The organism is Arthrobacter sp. NPDC057013, assembly GCF_042674585.1.
GTDB lineage: Bacteria > Actinomycetota > Actinomycetes > Actinomycetales > Micrococcaceae > Arthrobacter.
This window is the reverse complement of sequence record NZ_JBHUSE010000003.1, coordinates 234,387-254,959: the sequence shown is the minus strand read 5'-3', so window position 1 is coordinate 254,959 and position 20,573 is coordinate 234,387. Positions and strand designations below refer to the sequence as shown.

Genomic DNA, 20,573 nt, shown 5'->3' with positions numbered 1-20,573 from the left:
CCTCCTTCTTAGTGCACATGCTCACATCCCCGGCATCAGCCCGAGCTGCCCCATCATGGAGGCGACATCCGGATGGGCACGGAACGAGACGATCTTTCCGTCCCTGACGGAGGCGAAATACGTCCCCGAGCCGACCACCTTCTTACCCGTGGCCGGAATTTCCTTGTCTCCCATGTGCAGCGGCCCGGTGTTGGTGCCGGTGAATTCGATCTCCGCCGCCACCTCGTCGTCGCTGACCACCCTTCTGGTGGTTCTGGCGTGCATGTCCGGGAACGCCTCGAACCATGCCTCCATGTAGGCCTTCACCTGCTCTCGCGTACGGAACGGCTCCGGCGCCATCACGTCCTCAAAGGTGAAATCATCGGCCAGTAGGCCGGCGAACGCCGCCGTGTCGTGCTGGTCCCAGGCCGCCATGCCTCGGTCGTCGAGTTGCTCTACTTCAGCGCGTGACATCACACATCTCCTCCTCGAAATGTCCCGATGCGCCACATCGTAGGCCGTTCGAGGCTGTAGTCAACGCTCAGTTGCTAGGGGCGAATTGGGACGGTTACCCGTCGTGTTCACATCACCGTCGGCCTGTTGGGGCGGTCCCCATGCGCCGCCTGTGCCTCCTCGTAACTGCTGTCGAACGGGAGAGTGTCCATCTCCAGCAGCGGGTTGTGGTCCTGCGTCGCCACCAGCTCACGGGCGGCTGCTTCGGAGTCCACGCTGGGCATGGAGCCGGGCAGGTGCCGCTGGGCGGATTCCGGCAGGAAGTAGATGGCAACCGCTGCAATGGCCGACGTCAACATGAGGTAGAACGCCGGCATCAGGTCGTTGCCTGTTACTTGGATGAGAGCGGCAATAATGAACGGGGCGGTGCCGCCAAAGATCGCCACGGCGAAGTTGTAGGCGATGCCCATCGCGGAGTAGCGGTGCGCCGTGGGGAACAGCGCCGGCAGTGCCGAGGCCAGAATGGCAACGAAGAACGCCACCGGAAACGCGACCATGGCCAGCCCGGCGAGCGTGGCGGGAACCGTGCCCACCGAGATCAGCAGGAACGCGGGGAGCGCCAGGACCACGGTGCTGATGGCCCCGATCCACAGCACGGGGCGGCGGCCGATCCTGTCCGAGAGCCGCCCCGTCAGCGGGATGCACAGCGACATGACCACCAGCACCGGAACGGTAAGCAGCGTTCCGTGGATCTCGTCGTAGCCCTTGTTGGTGGTGAGGTAGGTGGGCATGTACGACGTGAGGGCATAACCCACGGTGTTGCCGGCCGCCACGAGGATCATGGCCAGCAGGATGCGGCGCCAGTGGTCCTTGAAGATTCCGACCGGGCCCACGGGACGGAGGTCGTCGTCGGTCTCGTGGTGCGCGGCGGCCACGGCTTCCGCCGCCTGGGTGGCCTTGAAGGCGGGCGACTCCTCGATTTTCATGCGGAAGTAAATGGCGACGGCGCCGAGCGGACCGGCGATGAGGAACGGGATGCGCCAGCCCCACGCCTCCATCTGTCCCTGCCCGAGGATCAGCTGGAGCGCTGATACCAGTGCGGCGCCCAGCGCGAAGCCCAGGTAGCTGCCCATGTCCAGGAAGCTGACGAAGAAGCCGCGGCGGTGGTCCGGGGAGTGCTCGGACACGAACGTGGTGGCGCCGGAGTACTCGCCGCCAGTGGAAAAACCCTGCACCAGCTTGGTGACCACCAGCAGCACCGCCGCCCAGATACCCAATACGTTGTACCCGGGAAGCAGGCCGACGACGAACGTCGCCCCTGCCATCATCAACAGGGTCATGGCCAGGACCTTCTGCCGGCCGATCTTGTCACCGAGCCAGCCGAAGAAGATTCCGCCAAGGGGCCGGGCGATGAACGTGGCGCCGAACGTTCCCAGCAGGAACAGGTTCTGTACGGCCTTGTCCGCTTCGGGCAGGAAGACCGGGCCCATGGTGGTGATCAAGTAGCCGAACACGCCGACGTCGTACCACTCCATGGTGTTCCCGACGATGGTCCCGCCGAGCGCTTTCCGCAGCGTGCGGTGGTTGACTATGTTGATGTCCGAGACGCGGAGGCGCCGGGCTTTCAAAGGCCGTTCGGTCATAGGGGCCATTTTCCCACCCGTGTTGCGCGGCAGCAATGATGGGTTTGTGGCGTGCCTGCCCTGCCTGGGAGCGGGCTCAAAAAAAGTTTTACAAAACCCGTAACCTTTGTGACCGGAATTTCGATCCAGTAGGTGCGGGGGGAAACCGCAAGTTGAACGCAATCCACAAATTCGTCAACGGAGGGTCTCATGTTATTCACTCTTACTGGAAACAAGGTTGCAATAACCATGCTCGCCGCCGGGGCGCTGGTGTCCGGCGGCACGGCGATGGCCGCGCTCACGCTGTCGCTGCCCGACGGTTCCGCGGCCTTTGTCGCGGGGACGGAGTCGCCAACGCCCACGGCCACCGAAACGGAAACGCCGTCTCCCACCCCGACAGAGACGGAAACGGAATCACCGTCGCCCAGCCCGACGGCCACCGAAACCGAGTCGCCGTCGCCAACCCCGACAGCAACGGAAACGGAGTCACCTTCCCCAACCCCGACGCCGACCGAGACTGAAACGCCGACGCCGGCCCCGTCCCCCACCGCGTCCGAGGAACCGAAAACATCGGCCACCCACGCAGCGAAGGGTCCGGACGCGACCGGCCCGGCGGCCTTCGGCCTCTGCAACGCCTTCAGGCACGGTGGCCTGAACACCACGTCGACGGCGTACGCCGCACTGGTGAGGGCAGCGGGCGGTAAGAGCAACATCGTGACCTACTGCGCCGCCGTCGTCGACCGCCGGGACAAGGACCGGGACCACGACGGCGACCGGGACAAGAACAAGCACCAGGACCGGGCGGACCAGAACCGGCACGAGGACAGGGACCGGGATCACAAGCAGGACAGCGACCGGACCAGGGACCGGGCGGACCACCGGTCCACCGGGGCCCCGACGGACGATTCCCGCGCCCAGCGCGTTGAGCAGCAACAACAGCAGCGCCCGGCGCCCGCCACCAACGGCGGCAGCCGCACGCACGAGCAGGGAAACTCGCACCGCGAAGGAAACTGGCACAACCCGGGAAACTCGCACAACCCCGGAAAGTCGCACAACCAGGGAAACCATTCCGGAAACTCGCATCACCATTCCCGCGGTCACCGGTAACCTGACAGCAGGAGTACCGCTGGGGCCGGGATGATCTGGGGGGGATCCCGGCCCGGCGGCCATCCACAACGTGCCCGAGGCTGGGCATCTGTCACGGGGGGCGGATGCACAAAGTCAAGAATGAGGCGAAGGCGCCCGGCCAGATTGATGAGGGCGCCTTTTGCGCTGCCTACCAGGAGTTCTCGCCCGCCGTGCTGAGCTACCTCCGGGCCCGGGATGTGGAGGATCCGGAGGCGATGACGCAGGAGGTCTTCCTGGCCCTGTACCCGCAGCTCGGCCGGGTGCGCGGCGGGGCGAAGGGGATCAAGAACCTGGTCTTTTCCATCGCGCACGCCCGGTACGTGGACGAGCACCGGCACCGCATCAAGGCCCCGCTGACCACCGGCTACGACCCCGAGGCGGATCCGCGCCGTGCCGAGTCGGCCGAGGAGCAGGTGCTGGCGGCGGAGAGCTCGGCGAACGTGCAGGCGATGCTCGGCACGCTGCAGCAGGACCAGCAGGACGTCCTGTCGCTGAGGATCGTCGCGGACCTCTCGCTGGAGACGACGGCGGAAATCATGGGCAAATCCCCGGGAGCCATCAAGCAGCTGCAACGCCGTGCGCTGTGCCGGCTCAGGAAACTCCGTTCCTTAGGGAAGGAAGGCGCGTCATGACCACTGAAGACAGAAGGCAGTCAGAGCGCCGGTTCGCCGATGAGCGGTGCGTGGATGCGCTGCTCGCCGAGTCGGGCATTCCGGACGACGCCGAGTTGCGGGCCGTCTTGCTGGAGCTGCGGAGCGTCCGGGGCACGGAGGTTCCGCAGCCGTCTGCCGAGGTGGCCGCGCTGATGGGTGGGCCCGCTGACGCGGAGGTGGTCAGTCTGGCGGACTGGCCGCGCCGGCACCGGAGGAAGAAACGGGCCGTGTTCACGTCGCTGGCCGTGGCAGCGTCGCTCGGCATCGCCGGCGGGGCCGCCGCCGGGAACGACGGGCTGCGCAGCCAGGCCCAAGAGACGGTCCGGGCCATCTTCAGTTCGTTCACCACCCCAATACCGACGACGCCGGCACCCGCCCCGCCGGCGAAGTCACCGGAGCCGGGTCCCGCCGTCGTTCCCTCCCCCGCCGCGCCGACGGGCGGGACCATTCCCGCCGTTCCGGCGCCGGTTAGGGTTACGGTTCCGACGGCGGGACCCTCCCCCAGCGAACGGCATGCGTCCTCCCCCCGAGCTGAGCGCGGCTGGCGGTCGCAGCAGAATGGCGGACCACACCCGGCCGTGCCGCGGCACGGCGGAAAGCCGGCCGGGCCGGGCGCTGCCCGCTCGGGTGACCAGGCATCGCGGGCGGACAGGCCAGCCGTGGACGGGACGCGCGGCGGCTGGGTCCCCGGCAACGGGAACGCGAAGGGCAGGGAACGGCACCACGACTGGGCCGGTCAGGATGGCAACCGGCACGGCGGCGGGCACCACGCCGGCCAGCACAACAACGGCCGGGGCCAGGGCGGCCGGCGGTAGGCTGACGGCGCCGACCCAATTAGGGTCGGCGCTCGATCACTGGGCGCCGCCACCACCCAAGCAGGCGGGATAATGGAAGCATGACCGATCGGGATCATGACGAGGATCTGTGGCAGGAGTTCGACCGGCTCCCGCCCGCAGGCCGCGACCGCGTGGAGGGACTGCCCGGCGGGCAGCCCCAGGGCTTCGGCTTCCGCACCGGCGTGCGCAGTGCACGGGTGGCCCTCGGGTTCGCCGTCTACGCTCTGGCGCTGGGAACCGTGCTGGTCCTCACCGGCGCCGTCTTCTTCATCAGCCGCGGGCAATGGCTGCTGCTCGGACTGATGGTGCTGATCGAGACCATCTTTATCTTGGCGTTCCGCCGCCTGGCCCGCCTGGCCCGCAACCGGCGCTCGGCCGAGTAGCCGCCCCCGAAGCCCGGTTGCCGGGCTTGCGGTCAGCGCGAACCGCGCCGCGGATGATCCGCCGCTCCGTCGCCACGGCGATGGCCGCTGTGCGGTTGTCCACGCCGAGCTTCCCGTAAATGTGCACCAGGTGGGTTTTCACCGTGGCCTCGGAAATGAACATCTCCCTGGCGATGGCGCGGTTGGGCAGCCCCGTGGCCAGCCGCTCGAGCAGCTGTACCTCCCGCGGCGTGAGCGTCGGGGCGGGGCTGCCGATCCGGCCCATGAGCAGCACGGCGACCCTCGGCGCGAGTGCCGTCTCCTGCAAGGTCACGGACGAATTCCGGGTGGCGACGGTGATGGTCACCCACGACACCGAGTTCGCGCCCCCACCGACGCCGTGGCCACGATGCGGGACGGGAGGCTGAGTGCGCCGGTGGTCCCGGCGTGAACGTGCGCTCCCCCATACCGTCATCCGCTCCCGCCACAGCACTTTCAGGCTCGTCCTGGCTCACTAAGTGGGTTACTTGATGAGGCCTTTCGTGCGCGCTTCCTTGAGCCAGTCCGGGAATTCCTCCAGCATCTTCTTGAACAGCAGGGCGTCGCTGATGGAGTCCACGTCTCCGATGGGCTCGTAATTGGCATTGTCCACGAAGCGCTGCGTGAGGGTGTCCAACTGCTCGAGAAATGTCATCGGTTGCCGCCCGATCGAGAGGAACTTCCAGAAGATCGGAGCGGTGGACACTTCGGTCAAAGCCTGGATAGCAGCGTTCTTGTTATCCGGGGCACCGTCGGTTAGGAACAGAACATAAACCGGAATGTCTGCGGAAATGGTCAGACTTGGTTGTGCCTTACCGAGCCCGAAGAACCCTCTTTTGGGCCGGGCTGGAGGTGCAAACCCGAAGTGGTCGCGGATGGTGAGGAACGCATCGGCATAGTTCGTGGTGCCCATATGCCTCCCCTTGGTGAGACGGTTCACGGAGCCCGCGAAGTCACCGATGCCGATCTCGCCCAAATACGCGGCTCTGGAGTCGAAGACGAAGAAATCGATGGCTCCGTCGTCGTCGAACTGGGTTCCCAAGGCCAAGACCTTTTCGACCAGGCGCTGCATAGCCCCTGAGCCATAGACAGGGCTCATGGAGCCTGAGAAGTCCAGGGCGACCGCAACTTTCGCCGTCTGGCCGTTCAGACCTGAGAGGTCGACCGCATGAGCTGCGGTCTTCGCCAGAGAAAGGAGACTCGGCGCTTGGGTGCTAATTTTGTCGAGGGAAAGTGCCATCACTAGTCCTTTTCGTAGAGTGTAGACTGCAAGCCGTCGACCATGACGAATCTGACAGGCTCCCCGCGGCAGCATTGCCGAGGCAGCCGTCTATGTATTCGGCCAAGTAGTCGACTTGTCTAGTTCCGGCCGATAGGCCGCATTAGTTCCGGCTGTTTAGCTGCATGTGCACAGCCACGAGAGCTGCCGCCTCTCCATCAGCTCGTGCGTAGCGGACAATCCCCCGGATACATCCGTAGAGCCCAAACACGATCGCTCCCCAGAAAACAACGTAGGTGCCGCCGGCTCTCGTCGCGGACGACAGTGTCCCTAGACTCACAACGAGCCCGGCAACGAAAATAGCGCCATTGATCAGAGCAGAGTTGCGCGCTTTCCGGCGGATGGTGGAAGCCACTTCGTGGATAGTCCGACCGATTTCCGACATTTGGTACCCCCATGAATTTCGAGTTCTTGTCAGCCCGCCAGTTCCAAGCAGCGCAACCCGACGCTGTACGACCGATGCGATGCATCAGGTGCCAATAGAAGAAGCGACAGTTACGAGTTAATGGCCCGTTCCTCAAGATTTGCTCAAGATCGGGGAAGGTTTACCAAAGGGTGCGGTTTAAGGACCCAGCAACAGTGTTCAAGCGGCAGCAGCCCGCTAAGATGGTCTACAAGTCAGGGGGGGACTTACTCCTGGTCGCACCTTTGGATCGGGCCGTGGGCTCACGGCCTGTTCCGTTTTACAGGAGTTAATACACAGTGTTTCTTAAAAATTTTGGCTGGTCTTTCGCTGTCACCGCCGCCGCCCTCCTCATCGCAATGGTCTACGGAGGCCCGCAGGCACTCATACTCTGCCTCATATTGGGCATTCTTGAAGTCAGCCTCAGCTTCGACAATGCAGTCGTCAACGCCCGCATTCTGGAACGAATGAATCCGTTCTGGCAGAAAATGTTTTTGTCCGTCGGCATCGTCATTGCCGTATTCGGCATGCGCGTCCTGTTCCCTCTTCTTATCGTGGGAATCACTGCCAAATTGAATCCGGTAGAAGCTGTCAATCTGGCACTTCAAAAGGGTGACCCGCACACGCCAGGGACCTACGGATACCTGTTGCATGAAGCACATCCACAGATCGCCGCCTTCGGCGGCCTCTTCCTGCTTATGCTCTTCCTGGACTTCATTTTCGAGGACCGGGACATCAAATGGATCAAGGCGCTAGAAATTCCCCTCGCCAAGCTGGGCAAGCTCGAAGGCGCATCGATGGTGGTCGGCCTCGTTGCACTCGCCGTCGCCGGGCTCCTGTCCGGAGAACATCAGGGCATCGTCCTCTTGTCAGGTCTCTTGGGCTTGGTCACCTATCTCCTTGTCAACGGTCTGGGTAACCTTTTCGACGTCGACGATGACGATGATGTTGATTTCGACGACGCATCCGCCGTTACTCATTCAGGCCCGAGCAGCGCTGCGAAAGTCGCTGGCAAGGCAGCTTTTATGCTCTTTCTGTATCTTGAAGTCATTGACGCCTCCTTCTCCTTTGACGGAGTCATCGGTGCCTTCGCAATCACAGCCGATCCCATCATCATCGCTCTTGGATTGGGACTCATTGGCGCCATGTTCGTCCGTTCCCTGACTGTTTACCTTGTCCGTCAAGGAACGCTGGATGAGTTCGAGTATCTGGATCACGGCGCACATTGGGCCATCGGTGCACTGGCGGTCATTCTCCTAGTGACTATTTCCGTGCCGGTCAACGAAGTCGTAACCGGTCTCATCGGTGTTGTTTTCATCGGCGCAGCGTTCGCCGGTTCGGTGTGGCGGAACAAGAAAAAGGTTACTGCCGCCCAAGGTGCGGAATCGCCAGAACCAGTTTCAGCAAACAGCAAGTAACCATTAGAAGAACGGGAGTAAGTCCATGGGCTTGAGTCTGCAAAAAGGCCAGTCGCTATCTCTTACCAAACAAAACGGTGAGTCCCTGACACACATCCGGCTCGGACTCGGATGGGACTCCGCTGTTCCCGCCAAGCGTGGATTCTTCGGCAACGCTAAACCTGTTGATATCGATCTGGATGCCTCGGCAATCCTCTTCGACGGAAACAAGCAGCCGCTGGAGGCTGTCTTCTTCAATCAACTGCGCAGCCGGGATGGGTCCATCCAACACACCGGCGACAACCTCACCGGTGAGGGCGACGGCGACGACGAAACGATCATGGTCAACCTCGCAGCCGTTTCCCCCGTGGTGCAGCACATAGTCTTTGTCATCACCAGCTACAGCCAGCAAACCTTCGACATGGTTCAAAACGCGTTCTGTCGTGTGATCGACGACTCTGTCCCCGGCAGCCCCGAAGTAGCCAAGTACCAACTTGCGGAATCAGGTCGCTACACCGCCATGGTTATGGCAAAGCTGTCCCGCGTCGGCGGCGTGTGGAACTTCCAGGCTATTGGTTCACCCGCAAACGGCAAGACGGCGCACGACGTGGTCGGGCCTGCGGCCGCTACCCTTTAGCACTCAACCACAACTCTTAAGGAGAATTCCGTTGGCAACTTTGACCCTTAGCAAGGGAAGCAATCTCTCTCTGAGCAAAGCCGACCCGGCGCTCCAAAAGGCCATAATCGGCCTTGGATGGGATCCACGCACGACGGCCGGTGAACAGTTTGACCTTGACGCCTCGGCCCTGCTTCTGACGGCAGCTGGCAAGGTCCGGTCGAATGACGACTTCATTTTCTATAACCAACTGCAGTCAGCGGATGGCGCTATTGTGCACCAGGGCGACAATCGCACGGGCGAAGGAGAAGGCGATGACGAGCAAATCATCATCGATCTTGCCGCTGTTTCGCGGGACATTGAGAAGATCGTCATTGTCGTTTCGATCGATCAGGCCGAGGCACGGCGTCAGAATTTCGGCCAAGTTCGGGACGCGTTTTGCCGGGTAGTAAACGTCGACACTGACAACGAGATCGTCCGCTATGACTTGTCGGAAGATGCTGCAGCTGAAACTTGCATGATTTTCGCCGAGATCTACCGGCATAGCGGCGAATGGAAGTTCCGTGCTGTCGGTCAGGGATACGCCTCTGGCTTGCACGGTATTGCATCTGATTTCGGTATTGTTCTGAATTAACTCTTCGGTAAGGTCCGTGGATGTTCCTTTGGGTTCCACAGACCTTCCGTCACTGACATAGGCAATTTAAGGAGCATGGGTATGGCCGGTCTCACCCTCACCAAGGGCAGCAACCTCTCTTTGACCAAGTCGGACCCGAGCCTGACAAAGGTTCACGTGGGACTGGGTTGGGACCCACGGACGACGACGGGTGATGCGTTCGATCTCGATGCATCTGCCCTGCTTTTGGGCTCCGATGGGAAGGTCCGAACCTCCGCCGACTTCATTTTTTACAACCAGCCGGCGACCGCCGATAGTTCGGTCGTCCATAAGGGGGACAACCGATCCGGCGAAGGGGCCGGGGACGACGAGGTCATCACCGTGGATCTGGCGGCGCTGGCAGCCGACGTTGCCCGGATCGTGTTCGTCGTTTCGATCGATCAGGCAGACACCCGTCGTCAGAACTTCGGCCAGGTACGATCTGCCTACTGCCGCGTAGTCAATCAGGAGTCGGATGCGGAAGTCGTTCGCTACGACCTCAGCGAAGATGCAGCCCCCGAAACCTGCATGATTTTCTCTGAACTGTACCGCCACAATGGCGAGTGGAAATTCAAGGCCGTCGGACAGGGCTACGCTTCCGGCCTGGCGGGTGTGGCCGCTGACTTCGGCGTCCAACTCAGCTAGCCACACCACTACGAGAAGGATCCAAAAATGAGTATTCAGCTCACGCCGCCGGACGCATCAGAGTCAACCCTTATTCTAAAAGCACCCGAGGCGCCTGAGATCGTCAAGGAAGCTGACGCACCGGGCATGGTCCCTGTACCTGCTGAACGTCAGGCGGAAATCAACGAACAGGCCCGGGAATACATCGCAGAAGTAGCTACCCTAAACCCCCTCAGCCCGGAATATACGAGCAAGATCGACGGCATAAACAGGCTGGCCGGTCAGCAGCTCGTGGCTTCTTCGAACACCTCGAGTCGGCTCCTCGAGCGGTCGTCCACATCACTTGCTGGTGCCAAGAAGTCGGGAAACAGTGCCCAGGTTTACGTGGCTTCCACGCTGGGTGAGTTGCGGTCGACTGTCGAGGACCTCACACCTAATCAAGCAGATTTTACTGTCGGCCGAAAGATTCTCGGGATGATTCCCGGCGGCAACAAGATGGCCAAGTACTTCCAAAAGTACGAGTCCTCGCAAAAGCAGCTGGATAAAATCATCAAGTCGCTCCTGGCTGGCCAGGACGAACTGCTAAAGGATAACGCCAGCCTTGCGCAGGAAAAGGCGACGCTCTGGGAAACGATGCAGGGCCTGAGCGAGTATGCTGTTTTCGCAAAAGCGCTTGACACGGCCACAGCCGAAAAGATCGAGTCGATGAAGCTTCGGGGACAAATCGAGGAAGCCAACAAATTGAACTCCGATGTACTCTTCCCCATCCGCCAGCGACACCAAGACATCCTGACTCAGCTGGCCGTCTCTGTCCAGGGATACCTGGCAATTGACATGATCCGCAAGAACAATACTGAGCTCATCAAGGGTGTGGAACGGGCGCGGACGACCACGATTTCCGCCCTGCGGACCGCTGTAATTGTGGCCCAGGCCTTGGCAAATCAAAAGATGGTGCTCGACCAGATCGACGCCATAAACACGACCACCAATAATATGATCCTGAAGACCAGCGAGATGCTGAAGGAACAGACCGGAAGAATTCACCAGCAGGCAGCCAGCTCGGGCGTCAGCGTTGAGACCCTGCAGAGGGCCTTCGACAATGTTTTCCAGACGATGGACGCGATTGACACCTTCCGTTCACAGGCCAACAAGAGCATGGAGGGCACAGTATTGGCCCTTGAGTCTGGCTTGGAACGCGCCCGGCCCTACCTTGAACGAGTGCGCCAGCAAGAAGGCAATTGATGACGCGCGTGAGTCGACTCCGGCGCTTCGATGGTCGGTAAGTTCCTCGGATCGCTGTTCGGTAATGGCCCCACAAGCCATGCTGTTGCCGAACAGCGATTCGTTGACGTGGATGAACGTGAGGATGAGCTAGCGAACTGTGCAGCTGCACTGAGTGCGCTGCGCCAAATACTGCGCGCTAACGGTGCAGAACTCCCGACCCTCGCCTATTCGCAGTTCCGCCAGATCGACGACCTGCTCGCCACGTTAACTGTGTATCTCCAGGAATCCGGCGCTTCCGTCGAACAGACTGTGCTGCTGGGTGCCATGGTGAGCGACTATCTGCCGACATCGCTGAGCACCTACCTGAAGCTTGCCAAATCGGTCCGCCGCGAGGACTCGCCGGAATCCGCTGCGCTGTTTGCGCAACTGGCCACGCTCCATGCAACTGCCGTGGACCTCGACAAACAGGTCCGCAGCGGGGCCGCGACGGAACTAGCCGTCCATGGCCGTTTCCTGCAGGACAAATTCGATCTCAGCAGTCTTCATCTGGAAGGAAGTTAGTTGCCATCTATGATCCCCGGCAGTAACGCGCCGCTGACAGCCGAGAACCCGGAACTTCGTCGAGTCCTCGTCGGATTCGGATGGACCGTCACACCTAGCCGGGGTCCGCAGTCGGAGCTGGTTCCAATGGCAATCATGTGCGGCAGCGACGGCCGAGCGTTGTCCGACGAGCATCTGGTTTTCTTCAATCAGCTCTCCAGCCCGGAGGGGGGCATGGAGTTTGCCGGTACTCAGGATGTGGAGCAAATCGACGTTGATCTGGACCGCGTCCCCGAGGCTGTCCGGAAGATCGCGTTCATAGTCTATGTCGATCCGGATGTCCGCGGACCGGGCAACTTCGGTGCGGTGAAGAATTCGTACATTCGCTTGGCAGACGAAAAGACCCGTGAACTCCTCCGATTCGACATTCCCGGTGGTAATCAAAGTCAGATCAAAGCAATGATGTTCGGTGAGCTCTATCGACACGGCGTCGGATGGAAGTTCAGAGCTGTCGGGCAGGGTTATCAAAATGGGCTGGCCGGCGTTGCCACCGATTACGGATTGAGCCTCTGAGTTGGACATTGGCCGACGGTCCCCACGCCCAGACATTAGTTACATTTCCCGACGAAGAAAACCGGAACAGCCAGCCCCCGGCATCGACCAGAACGATGCGAACAGGGGACATCCGGAGTCGAACGATCGTCCTGGTTTCCGTACACCCAGCAGCCCAGCGGTCGAAGGACTTGATCTGACCCGCCCGCACCGCAGCGCCGAACGATCCGCAGCGCCCAGCAGTGCCCCCACCCCTGCATCGTCTTCTCCTGAAATCGGGCTAACGCTTCGCCGAACGCCCGCTGGTGCGGCACCTTCGGCTCCTGCCGACTACACTGCCGGAACACCGAATTCCGTAAGTCTGCAAAGGCACAGCAGCGGACAACCTCTCCTCAATAGAACGACAGTGGGACCACAAGCCCCACAGCGGCATAGTGTTTCGTCGCTCCTGTTTCCGGCTCCAAGTTTCACGAGCGTTCGCCATCTGTCAAAGGAGACTCCCGTGGCGCGCTTGAACTCGCGGCAGGCAGGAATCGGCACGCTCCTCATCTCCGGCGTGCGTTCAACGGCCTGGGAGGGGACCGATCTGACGACGGGTGCTGAAAGTTCCAGCGGGCAAAGAGCGGGCACCGTCATCGTTACGCGGGGAAACCGCCCACTCGTGGCATTTCACGAAGGTGCGGTCGCCGTCACTCTTCGCCATGTCCGGCATCTGCGACGCGCCATTTTTGTTGGGGCAGACGAACCGCTAATAATCCGACATTTCGATGGAGCTGCCGCAGCCGTCCCTGCCCCAACGTCAAACAGCGAAAAGGTTATTCTGCACCTATCCCGAATCGGTGAACTGGTTGAGCTGCGAGCCGAGTACGTAGCGGATGCCACCGATGAGGCCACCTGGGCTACTTTTGGCTTCCGGATGACCACTCCGGTGCACGTCCACCCTGCAGGGCATTGACGCTTTATGACTGGAAAATTTGGGGGACCGTGCAGCACTTCAAGGCCATAAGCCAGACCGAGAGAGACCGGCTGTTCCTCGTTCCCCCGGAAAAGCTGGGTGTTCGCACCGATTCCTCGCTCCTAGCGGTGGCCCTGGGGGCAACCCTGTATTCACCTGCGAGTCGTTCGGACCTGGCGAAAAGCGTCCTCAAACAAACCGAACGAGGCTGCGTCAGCATCGTGCTCTGCTTGGAGGACTCCATTCCGGACGACGACGTGAGATCGGCGGAATGTAACCTTCTCGCGGCGCTGGCGGAACTACACTCCCTGCCCGACCCAGAGGGATCACTGCCGTTTCTATTTGTCCGGTGCCGCACCCCCGAGCAGCTGCTTGACATCGGGCGCAGGGCTGGCAGCGGCCTCGACGTCGTGACAGGGTTCGTGCTGCCCAAGTTCGAGAACGAAACGGGCCGCGGACGCGCCTTTCTGGAAGCGCTGCAACGACTGAATCAGGAGACCGGCCGCACGGTAACTCGGGCCGCCGTCAAAGCCGCCACCAAGACTGATGAACAAATCAGGTGCGGGGCGCCACCGTTGCTGGCAATGCCGATCATCGAAGACAAGCTCATGATGCACGTTGAGACTCGGCAGCGCGCACTGGCCAATGCATTCTTCCTCATGACCTCCTTCCGGGACACCGTGCTCTGCGTCAGGATCGGGGCTACAGATATGTCCAGCACCTTTGGCATCCGCCGCTCACGGGACCTGACCATTTATGACGTGAACGTGGTCGCGAACGCTATCGGCGACGTCGTCAACATTTTTGGGCGCACAGACGAGGGCTGGGTCATCACGGGCCCGGTGTGGGAACACTTCAGCAACAGTGAGCGCGTGCTCCGTCCGCTCTTACGAGCGACGCCCTTTAGTACGGTCAATGAAGCCGAACTGCGCCAGCGGCTACTCATGGACAACCTTGACGGGCTGATTCGCGAAATCGAACTCGACCAAGCGAACGGCCTAGTAGGCAAGACCGTCATTCATCCGAGTCATGTCCCGATCGTCCACTCAATGTCTGTTGTCAGCCACGAAGAGTACCTGGATGCGCTGGACATAATGGCAGGTCTCTCGGGAGGCGTAAAAGCCTCGTCGTACGGAAACAAAATGAATGAGCTGAAACCTCACCGCTCCTGGGCTGAGCGCACGCTGCTCCGGGCCAGGGCTTTCGGTGTGGCGAACGCAGGCATCAGTTTTGCAGAACTTCTGGAAGCGAGCATGAGATGACAGTAGACAGACCCGCCATGAACGTCCGTGGTACAGATGTCTTCAGCGAGCTCGGAATTACTGTCACCACAAATCCCCTTTCCAGTTTGCTGCCCGTGGAAGAACTCGTGGATTTGGCATTGCGCCGGAACCCCAAGCGTGCGCATCTGCTCGTTTCACGGGTGTTGGCAAAGCACGTCCCCACTGAACCGGGAATTGCCATTGCTGCCGGCCTCCTCCTTGGTCTGGTCGTTCGGCAAGAGCTAATTTGGGACGGCAGCTCCATGGACGCACATCGTGAAGAGTTGCAGCAGGTCATTCATGAAGCCGCCATAAGGTTGCATGGGTTCCTGACTTCTCCCGACGAGCCTGACCGGATCGGACCGGACCGAACGCGCGCCGTCGACGGTCTGTGCCGCGATCTCCGAAGCTATTCCTCGATCATGCCCGAAGTCGCGACGATCGGATACGCCGAAACAGCAACTGGGCTGGGACAGCTCGTGGCCGAGACGCTCGGAACTTACTACATCCACTCAACTCGCCATGCAGCTTTTGGTGAGGGGTCAGTGCGACCGTACGGCACCTTCGAAGAACCCCATTCGCATGCACCCTCACACCAGCTCCTTCCCACGAGGCATGCGGCAGTCAGCCAAGCCGGCACTCTTGTGCTCGTCGACGACGAGTTCAGTACGGGGGTCACGATTGTCAACACCATCGTCGCGCTGCATAAGGTCGCTCGTCATCGTCACTACGTGGTGGCTTCCCTCGTAGATCTGCGATCAGAAACGGACAAAGGAAGACTGGATGCGCTGGCAACCGAACTTGGCTGCCGGATCAGTGTCGTCGCGCTTGCAAACGGCGCCATTCATCTTCCGGACGATTTGCCCAGTAACGCAGCGTCGATGATCGCGCAGTTCCCATCCGGTGAGAACCCGCCTTTACCAATGGGGCTCGTGTCGGTGCTCGACCTTTCAGACATCGTTCCTGGTGTCCGCAGTCCCCGTTTCGGCGTCGATGCCGGCAAGGCATCGGAGCTAGCGCAGTGCATAGCCGATGAAATCGCCGCCGTAGCCCCTGGCAGCGGACGCATTCTTGTCCTCGCTACAGAGGAGTTCATGGCCTTGCCGTTGGCCACGGCCCATCGCCTTCAATCGCGCCTGTCGAACGCTGACATTCGGTATTCCACAAGTACCCGCTCTCCCATAGCCGTCCTTGACCAAGCGGGGTATGCCATACGGTCTTCGGTCAGATTTCTCAGCCACGACGAAGCCGTGGACGGTCCTGGCCCCAGATTCGCCTATAACTTCGCTCACCCTGCGGGACGCTTCGACGAAGTCGTGATCATGGCGGAACCCGGCACCGCCGTGGAAGCCTTGATCGGACCGGCAAGCATCTCTCACGCGATCGCGAGTACGGGCACCAACGTTCGCATCGTACTGCTACGCGCGCATCATCCGTTTCCGGAGCCGCAGCTGGGCCCCGCCTTTGGTTCATATTCGAAGGACGAGGTCCAATGGCTGCTGAAGGACATCAGCTTCGCCCAGCTGGAGGCCCCAACAGCGGAGCGAGAGGCAGCGATCCAATCCGGCGCGGCCCACTATGCGGAATCTCTCCCCCAAGAATATGAGCCCCCGGCGGCGTATCAGGAGCTGTTTCACCAAGCCTTGATGCGTTCGTCGGCCAGGGTGGCACGCGCCGTCGGAACTGTCACAGAAAAAGTCCTGGCCCTCCGGGGAGGCGAACCCGTTTTGGTCTCACTAGCCCGCGCCGGAACGCCCATCGGAGTCTTGATGAAACGATGGGCGAAGGCAACACTCAACATCGATTTGCCCCATTACACCTTGAGTATTGTGCGCGGCGTGGGGATAGATCAAACCGCATTGAGCTACCTTGCATCTCACCACCGACCCGAGCACATCATTTTCGTGGACGGGTGGACGGGCAAAGGTGCCATTGCCCGAGAGCTAGCATCAGCGGTCGAGTTGTTTGAAAGGACTGATGGCGCCCGATTCCATGCAGACCTAGCAGTGCTGGCAGACCCGGGGCATTGCGTTCAGATATTCGGCACGAGAGAAGATTTCCTCATACCCTCGGCTTGCCTGAATTCCACAGTCTCCGGTCTGGTTTCGAGGACCGTATTCAACCGCGAATTGATTCTTCCGAACGATTTCCACGGGGCCAAGTTCTACGACCATCTTGCTGACCAGGACGTCTCGGGCAGGTTTTTGGATGCGGTAACGGAACAGTTTTCCGAGGTGCGGGCCGACGCACTTGCCGGGTGGATTAGTACCGGTGCAGATGGCCGGGACCTTCCCGAGGCCAACTGGTCAGGATGGGCGGCAGTCGAACGTATCAGCCAGGAATTTGGTATCAACAACACAAACCTTGTGAAGCCCGGCGTCGGGGAAACAACTCGAGTCCTGCTGCGGCGCGTACCGTGGAAGATCCTCGCCCGGCCTGACGCGCGCGAGGATATTGCCCACGTCCTGTTGTTAGCCGAACTCCGCCACGTGGAGGTGGTCTATGTACCGGATCTGCCGTATAGCTGTGTTGGCTTGATCCATCCTTTGCAAGTTATATCCGACTCCGCGGCAACCGCCATGCCGGCAGCGGTCGGATCATGACGGCAACGACAGAGGAGGCCACGGACTTGTTCGAGAATCCGGTAGCCGAGCCTTCGGTGATGGTGGCCTGCGATCTTGACCGCACGCTGATCTACTCCGCCAACGCCATGAAGCTCGATGCTCCTGACCACGACGCACCGTCAATGGTGGTGTCCGAGGTATACGGCGGGGTTCCGCTCTCCTTCATGACCCGTGCCGCTGAAGGTCTACTGGGCGACCTTGTACGGGAAGCAATGTTCGTACCAGTCACGACGCGCACGAAGGAGCAATTCCATCGAGTGCGCATTCCCGGCCGAGGCCGAGGCTACGCAGTCACTACGAACGGAGCCGTTCTCCTGCACAATGGAGGGCCGGACCGGGAGTGGGGCGACCACATCCGGCAAACTGTCGAAGCACATTGCGCTCCCCTTACCGAGGTGCTGGACCACCTCGCCGGCGCCGGTGCAGTTGAGGCAATACTTCGAGTCCGAAGCGCGGAAGATGTGTTTGTGTACAGCATCGTCAACCGCGAGGACCTATCCCCCCAGTATCTCGAGAACTTAACCGGTTGGTGCCACGAACGGGGATGGAGTACGTCGCTCCAGGGCAGAAAACTGTACTGTGTGCCTTCTCCCGTGACGAAAGAGTCGGCTGTGGCGGAAATCCGACGCCGGATGCCGGTCGACATTTTGGTCGCTGCGGGCGACTCGAAACTCGATGCAGGCATACTCGAATTGGCCGATCGGGCCATCAGACCCTCCCACGGTGAGCTCGAGCAGATGGCCTACAAGCGAGATCACCTCAGCGTGACCTCGAGATCTGGCATCCTAGCGGGCGAGGAGATACTGCACTTCGCATTGGCTCACGCTGGCGCGGCAGCGAAAGTCTAGTTGCAGGTGCCTTGGAATTTGTCGCTTGGCCTAGCTGGTTGTCCGATCGGTTCCGGTGCTCGCCCAATGAGTCGATCTGCGTCCCGAACCCGCTGCTCCGTATTCAGCGGGGCTCGCACCGGCGTTAGGGCCGCGAACCATGGACTTCTGCCGTGGATCCGGTTCTCGTTCTGCGGGACCCACGCAATAAGCAGTGGCAGTGGATACTTCCGATGACTGAGGCATCCACTGCCCTACAAGTTTTGGCAACTACTCGCAGGCCACGCCGTCGTGGTCGCGGTCAAGACCGGCCCGGTAGCCGGCCTGCCCCGCATAAAGCGGTGCGGCGCCGGCAGCCCGGGCGGCAGTGCAGTTGGCGAAGTAGGCAGCCGCCGGCGCGGCAGGTACGGCGGGAGCCACCGGCGCCGGCTGTACGGCCGCCTGCTGCGCTGCCTGCTTCGCAGCTGCTGCAGCAGCAGCTGCTGCCTCGTTATCTGCCGCAGCTTTGTCCGCCGCAGCCTTCGCCGCGGCAGCTTTGTCAGCCGCGACCTTGTCCGCCGCAGCCTTCTTGGCTGCTGCCGCCTTCACCGCCGCCGACTTCACTGCCGCAGCTTTGTCAGCCGCAGCCTTGTCTGCGGCCGCCTTTTCCGCCGCGAGCTTTTCCAGGGACTTGACGCCGAGGTGAACGGTGGAGCCCCTTGCCACCAGCGCACCTTCCCCGGTGTCGGTTTCAGAAGCTGACTGCACTGAATTCCGCGTGGTTACGGGAGTTGTGCAGAGGACTATAGAACACTGGCTGGTCGATAGCGCCCTGCACTATGGTGCTCTTGTTCGCTACTCCTATTCAAAGGAGGCAGGCATGGAAGCTGATCCGGGTCGCATCGCTGAGGACGGGCAGCTGACGATGTCCGAAGCCTTATGGGAGCAGGCCAAGAACCGTGCTTCGGTGATCAGTTCGTTGGCGAAGCGAAGCACCATACGAGCCGGCGATGTTGAACAGGCAGCCAAGGAGCTAGGCGTTTCCCGCCGCCAGATCTATGTGTTGCTGGGCCGATTCCGCCAAGGGACAGGTCTTGTCACGGACCTTGCTGTCCGGCGCTCGACCGGGGGTAAAGGCGGTCACCGCCTGCCAGAACCGGTCGAGGCAATCATGCGTGACCTGATCCGCAGGCGGTTCCTGACACGACAACGACTTAGCGTGGCCGCACTCCATCGCGAGATTGTCCGCGCCTGCGGATTACAGGGAGTGAAGCCTCCAACAAGGAACACCGTGGCGCGACGGATCTCCATGCTCAACCCCGTCGAAGTCGGACGGCGCAGAGAAGGCAAGGAGGCGGTGAGGACGTTGCAAGCGGCCGGGGGTGAAGTGCCGGTGATCCGGTCGATCCTGGATCAAGTGCAGATCGATCACACTGTTATCGACGTCATCATCGTGGACGAACGTGAACGTCGGTCGATCGGCCGTCCGTATCTGACCGTTGCCATAGACGTTTTCAGCAGGACAATCCTGGGTCTGGTCCTCACGCTGGAACCGCCGTCTGCCGTGTCAGTGGGACTGTGCCTCGCTAACACCATTGGGGACAAACGTCCTTGGTTGGAACGGCTTGGCGTGGCTGTGGAATGGCCGATGAGCGGCAAACCCAAATCGTTGTTCCTGGACAACGCGGCCGAGTTTAAGAGTGAGGCGCTGCGGCGCGGGTGCGAGCAGCACGACATCCGATTGTCGTACAGGCCGCACGGGCAACCGCACTACGGCGGCATAGTTGAACGTGTCATCGGCACTGCCATGCGTAAAATCCACGAGCTTCCCGGAACAACTTTCTCCAACCCGGCAGAGCGGGGACGTTACGACTCGGAGAAGCTGGCCGCCCTGACTCTGTCTGAACTGGAGAAGTGGCTGGTGCTGGCAGTCGCCACCTACCACGGCACTGTCCACCAGACTTTGGGACAGACACCAGCCGCCAAGTGGGCCGCCGGGATCACTGCCACCGGGACGCCTGCAATTATCGCGAACCAAACCTGGTTCTTGGTGGACTTCCTCCCGGTCGTCCGCCGCACGCTGACTCGCACCGGTTTCGTCATCGACTATGTTCGCTACTTTGCCAACGTCTTGAAACCCTGGATCAGCCGGCGCGACCAGCTGGAGCCCTTCCTCATCCGACGGGACCCTCGGGACATCAGCAGGATCTGGGTTTTGGAACCTGACGGGCGTCACTACGTGGAAGTCCCGTACCGGTCGATCGCCAATCCACCCATCAGCATGTGGGAACATCGGCAAGCCCTCGCCCGGTTACGCGCACAAGGTGCCGCCCAGGTTGACGAGACCGCGCTGTTCCGGATGATCGGGCAAATGCACGAGGTCAGCGAGACGGCGGTGAAAACAACCAGACGAGTCCGCAGGGAAGCGGAACGCCGCAAACACGCCACGGACCCCATCCAACCCAAAGCCCGTACTCCACAACTCTCACCGCCGCCCGATGCGCCAAGGGACGTGGTCCCGGACGGGGTGCCGGTTCAAGCCTTTGAACAGATTGAGGAGTGGTGAC

The 20,573-nt window shown here is 61.2% G+C and carries 20 protein-coding genes and 2 pseudogenes; 17 read left to right on the top strand and 5 right to left on the bottom strand.

The annotated features are described in order from the left end of the window. Positions 1-21: 21 nt before the first annotated feature. Positions 22-453, bottom strand: coding sequence for an ester cyclase (locus ACFTSA_RS06810; RefSeq protein WP_377950514.1), 432 nt, complete (start codon positions 451-453; stop codon positions 22-24). Between the two features lie 107 nt (positions 454-560). Then, entirely contained in the window at positions 561-2,075 is a 1,515-nt protein-coding gene (locus ACFTSA_RS06805) for an MFS transporter (protein ID WP_377950513.1), read from the bottom strand. Positions 2,076-2,264: 189 nt separating this feature from the next. Here ACFTSA_RS06805 and ACFTSA_RS06800 point away from each other — a divergent pair, with 189 nt between their 5' ends. From ACFTSA_RS06800 to ACFTSA_RS06785, 4 genes are all read left to right on the top strand, one after another. After that, positions 2,265-3,161, top strand: a complete 897-nt coding sequence (locus ACFTSA_RS06800; protein WP_377950512.1) for a hypothetical protein — start codon at positions 2,265-2,267, stop codon at positions 3,159-3,161. Between the two features lie 104 nt (positions 3,162-3,265). Continuing rightward, positions 3,266-3,814: an RNA polymerase sigma factor gene (locus ACFTSA_RS06795; protein WP_377923048.1), complete on the top strand. Its 549-nt coding sequence runs from the start codon at positions 3,266-3,268 to the stop codon at positions 3,812-3,814. Beyond that, complete coding sequence (locus tag ACFTSA_RS06790) at positions 3,811-4,650, top strand: hypothetical protein (RefSeq protein WP_377950511.1); 840 nt, start codon at positions 3,811-3,813, stop codon at positions 4,648-4,650. The genes ACFTSA_RS06795 and ACFTSA_RS06790 overlap by 4 nt, the downstream gene beginning before the upstream one ends. Positions 4,651-4,730: 80 nt before the next feature. Continuing rightward, positions 4,731-5,054 carry a hypothetical protein gene (locus ACFTSA_RS06785; RefSeq protein ID WP_377950510.1) on the top strand — a complete coding sequence of 108 codons (324 nt, stop codon included), beginning with the start codon at positions 4,731-4,733 and terminating at the stop codon, positions 5,052-5,054. Between the two features lie 49 nt (positions 5,055-5,103). Here ACFTSA_RS06785 and ACFTSA_RS06780 read toward each other — a convergent pair. Continuing rightward, positions 5,104-5,355: pseudogene (locus ACFTSA_RS06780) on the bottom strand (response regulator transcription factor); the annotation flags it as partial. A 4-nt stretch (positions 5,356-5,359) separates the two neighbouring features. Here ACFTSA_RS06780 and ACFTSA_RS06775 point away from each other — a divergent pair. After that, positions 5,360-5,484 (top strand): annotated as a pseudogene (locus ACFTSA_RS06775) (ABC transporter ATP-binding protein); the annotation flags it as partial. A 72-nt stretch (positions 5,485-5,556) separates the two neighbouring features. Here the strand turns inward: ACFTSA_RS06775 and ACFTSA_RS06770 are convergent. Next, positions 5,557-6,312, bottom strand: coding sequence for a VWA domain-containing protein (locus tag ACFTSA_RS06770; RefSeq protein WP_377950509.1), 756 nt, complete (start codon positions 6,310-6,312; stop codon positions 5,557-5,559). 741 nt (positions 6,313-7,053) lie between these two features. On the opposite strand from ACFTSA_RS06770, the gene ACFTSA_RS06765 reads away from it, so the two are divergent. The 11 genes from ACFTSA_RS06765 (at position 7,054) to ACFTSA_RS06715 (ending at position 18,048) form a co-directional block, all read left to right on the top strand. Next, complete coding sequence (locus tag ACFTSA_RS06765; RefSeq protein WP_377950508.1) at positions 7,054-8,172, top strand: DUF475 domain-containing protein; 1,119 nt, start codon at positions 7,054-7,056, stop codon at positions 8,170-8,172. 25 nt (positions 8,173-8,197) lie between these two features. After that, positions 8,198-8,788, top strand: a complete 591-nt coding sequence (locus ACFTSA_RS06760; protein WP_377950507.1) for a TerD family protein — start codon at positions 8,198-8,200, stop codon at positions 8,786-8,788. Between the two features lie 31 nt (positions 8,789-8,819). Then, complete coding sequence (locus tag ACFTSA_RS06755; protein WP_377950506.1) at positions 8,820-9,401, top strand: TerD family protein; 582 nt, start codon at positions 8,820-8,822, stop codon at positions 9,399-9,401. A gap of 81 nt (positions 9,402-9,482) precedes the next feature. Beyond that, entirely contained in the window at positions 9,483-10,064 is a 582-nt protein-coding gene (locus tag ACFTSA_RS06750) for a TerD family protein (protein ID WP_377950505.1), read from the top strand. A gap of 27 nt (positions 10,065-10,091) precedes the next feature. Further along, entirely contained in the window at positions 10,092-11,285 is a 1,194-nt protein-coding gene (locus tag ACFTSA_RS06745; protein WP_377950504.1) for a toxic anion resistance protein, read from the top strand. 30 nt (positions 11,286-11,315) lie between these two features. Continuing rightward, positions 11,316-11,828: a hypothetical protein gene (locus ACFTSA_RS06740; RefSeq protein WP_377950503.1), complete on the top strand. Its 513-nt coding sequence runs from the start codon at positions 11,316-11,318 to the stop codon at positions 11,826-11,828. A 9-nt stretch (positions 11,829-11,837) separates the two neighbouring features. Further along, positions 11,838-12,380, top strand: coding sequence for a TerD family protein (locus ACFTSA_RS06735; RefSeq protein WP_377950502.1), 543 nt, complete (start codon positions 11,838-11,840; stop codon positions 12,378-12,380). Positions 12,381-12,861: 481 nt separating this feature from the next. Continuing rightward, positions 12,862-13,314, top strand: coding sequence for a hypothetical protein (locus ACFTSA_RS06730; RefSeq protein ID WP_377950501.1), 453 nt, complete (start codon positions 12,862-12,864; stop codon positions 13,312-13,314). A gap of 29 nt (positions 13,315-13,343) precedes the next feature. After that, complete coding sequence (locus ACFTSA_RS06725; RefSeq protein ID WP_377950500.1) at positions 13,344-14,576, top strand: HpcH/HpaI aldolase/citrate lyase family protein; 1,233 nt, start codon at positions 13,344-13,346, stop codon at positions 14,574-14,576. A 17-nt stretch (positions 14,577-14,593) separates the two neighbouring features. Continuing rightward, entirely contained in the window at positions 14,594-17,179 is a 2,586-nt protein-coding gene (locus tag ACFTSA_RS06720) for a phosphoribosyltransferase domain-containing protein (protein WP_377950499.1), read from the top strand. Positions 17,180-17,205: 26 nt separating this feature from the next. Further along, positions 17,206-18,048, top strand: a complete 843-nt coding sequence (locus ACFTSA_RS06715) for an HAD family hydrolase (protein WP_377950498.1) — start codon at positions 17,206-17,208, stop codon at positions 18,046-18,048. A gap of 249 nt (positions 18,049-18,297) precedes the next feature. On the opposite strand, the gene ACFTSA_RS06710 is transcribed toward ACFTSA_RS06715, so the two are convergent. Beyond that, positions 18,298-18,774: an excalibur calcium-binding domain-containing protein gene (locus tag ACFTSA_RS06710; RefSeq protein WP_377950497.1), complete on the bottom strand. Its 477-nt coding sequence runs from the start codon at positions 18,772-18,774 to the stop codon at positions 18,298-18,300. A 112-nt stretch (positions 18,775-18,886) separates the two neighbouring features. Between ACFTSA_RS06710 and ACFTSA_RS06705 the strand changes: the two genes are divergently transcribed. Continuing rightward, positions 18,887-20,572, top strand: coding sequence for a Mu transposase C-terminal domain-containing protein (locus ACFTSA_RS06705; protein WP_377950496.1), 1,686 nt, complete (start codon positions 18,887-18,889; stop codon positions 20,570-20,572). The last annotated feature ends 1 nt before the right edge of the window (position 20,573 follow it).